1 protein-coding gene is annotated in these 2,178 nt (G+C 44.5%); it reads right to left on the bottom strand.

The window, feature by feature from the left end:
• Window positions 1–435 precede the first annotated feature (435 nt).
• Window positions 436–2,157 carry a cation-translocating P-type ATPase gene (locus tag GNE10_RS34120; RefSeq protein ID WP_260447146.1) on the bottom strand — a complete coding sequence of 574 codons (1,722 nt, stop codon included), beginning with the start codon at window positions 2,155–2,157 and terminating at the stop codon, window positions 436–438.
• Window positions 2,158–2,178: the final 21 nt, after the last annotated feature.

Here is a 2,178-nt window from a genome sequence, read left to right as displayed (position 1 = left end):
TCTAGCTAAGTATCCAAAAAATTACCCTCCACACTCCCCACACTCCCCACACTCCCCACACCTTTTTTCGCTCACCCCCCGCTACAAGTAAAATGCTCGAATTAACTACTGGCTGCAAGATGCAGTGGCAACTATGGAATAGAGATTACAGCCGTTTGCGACTGGTTTGAAGAAGACTTGATTCGCACCGCCATTTGTTGGAATACCCTAACAGTAATCATTGGCTGTGTAGATAACAACACAGCCAGGAGCAAAATTCACACACAAAAACCAGCTACTTTGGGTTCGATACCAAAGAACGAACTTGAGATCATCCAGTCTTGGTTATTTGCGATCGCGCAAATTATAGATAGAAAGAGGTTTTGATAGAAAAAAATGTTAATTCATCCTGCAAATAGACAAAGTGGATTGATATTCTTATCAATGAAAAATTAGCTAAATGCTCACCCTATATGACCTTTTACGCCGCCAAATTTTCAGTCCTTCAAACCACAAAATACTGAAGATACCAGAGGTAAGACTGACGACCAAATCATCAAAATGGAGAAAAGAAAAACGGAAAAGATGCCTTAACAAAGGAACATAAAGCACTAGACCCATAAAAACTACTCCACCACCCAACACCCACCACAGTGCTGCATTGGGAGTGTGTAACATCTCTGGAATAGTACGCGACCAAGAACGATTGCTTAGAATCATACTTAAGTTAGAGACAATTAAGGTGGTAAAAGCAAGAGCGCGGGCATCAAATTCTCCATGTCCAGAGTAAAAAGCCACAGCGAACACCGCCAGTAGCACTACTAAAACACTCAATCCTTGCAGCAGTGCTAATCTCAGAGTCCGGCGGCTAAATAATGGCTCTTTTGGGTTGCGGGGTGGACGCTTCATCACATTACTTTCTTCTGGTTCTGCCTCAAAAACCACTGTACAAGCTGGGTCAATGATTAAGTGTAGGAAGGCAATGTGGATAGGCAGTAGCACCAGAGGCCAGTGAAAGATGACAGGAATCAACGACATCCCAGCAATGGGGATATGAACTGCTAAAGTGTAAGCCATGCCTTTTTTCAGATTGTCAAATACTCGTCGCCCCAGTCTGACAGACTGGACAATAGAAGAAAAATCATCATTTAGCAATACCAAATCCGCGGACTCGCGGGCTACATCTGTACCCCGTTCACCCATTGCAATGCCAATATGCGCCGATTTTAATGCTGGGGCATCATTAACACCATCCCCAGTCATGGCAACGATTTCACCACAACGTTTCAAAGCGTTAACAATCAGTAATTTTTGCTCTGGGACAACTCGCGCAAAGATATTCACAGTTTGAATCCGAGATAGCAACTCGCCTTCAGGCATTTTTTCTAGTTCTGTTCCCGTGATTACTTCTGTAGCGGGTGTCAGTCCGATTTGGTGGGCAATATTTTGGGCTGTCGCTGGATAATCACCTGTAATCATTACAACCCGAATTCCAGCGTTGTAGCACTCGGTAATTGCTGGTGCTACAGTCGGGCGTACTGGATCGGCCATGCCCACCAGTCCTAGAAATGCAAATTCAAAGTCATGTTGTCGATTGGGGAGAGAGTTGGATGGGTTGTGCATCTGATGTTGTCCAATCGCTCTAGCTATCCCCAAAACCCGCAAACCTGCATTTGCCATTGTACTAATGTGCTGCTCTAAATCCTGCATTTGTTGGGCATTAAAGTGACACAAATCAGCGATCGCTTCTGGCGCACCTTTGGTAGCAATCACCAATCTTTTCTCTGGCGATCGCCAAACACAGGACATGGCTAACAATTCCCCGGAAAGAGGATACTCACGCAACATCTCCCAGTCATGATGTAAATGTTCAGTTCTGGCTAGATAGTCATCACCCACTTGTTTGAGGGCTTTTTCCATCGGGTCGAAGGGGTCTTTGCGGCTGGCTAAAATCCCAAATTCGATTAACTCATGAAAAGTTTCTGGCAGTGCTTCTCCCTCGTGCAAGGTGACATCATAAAAATGAGACGATACAGTTGAAGGTTGATAGACAAACAACTGCTGCACTGACATTCGATTAAAAGTCAATGTCCCAGTTTTATCTACACAAAGAACTGTAGCTGGTGCGTTCCGTTCCCTCCAAATGGCATAAAGCCAAGGACGAGGGACAAGAATCAAAGTAGGGAATTAACCCGAACT

It is taken from the genome of Nostoc sp. 2RC (genome assembly GCF_014222165.1).
Lineage (GTDB): Bacteria > Cyanobacteriota > Cyanobacteriia > Cyanobacteriales > Nostocaceae > Nostoc > Nostoc linckia.
Note: the sequence above shows the minus strand (reverse complement) of the source record. Positions and strands in the feature narration are given on the sequence as shown.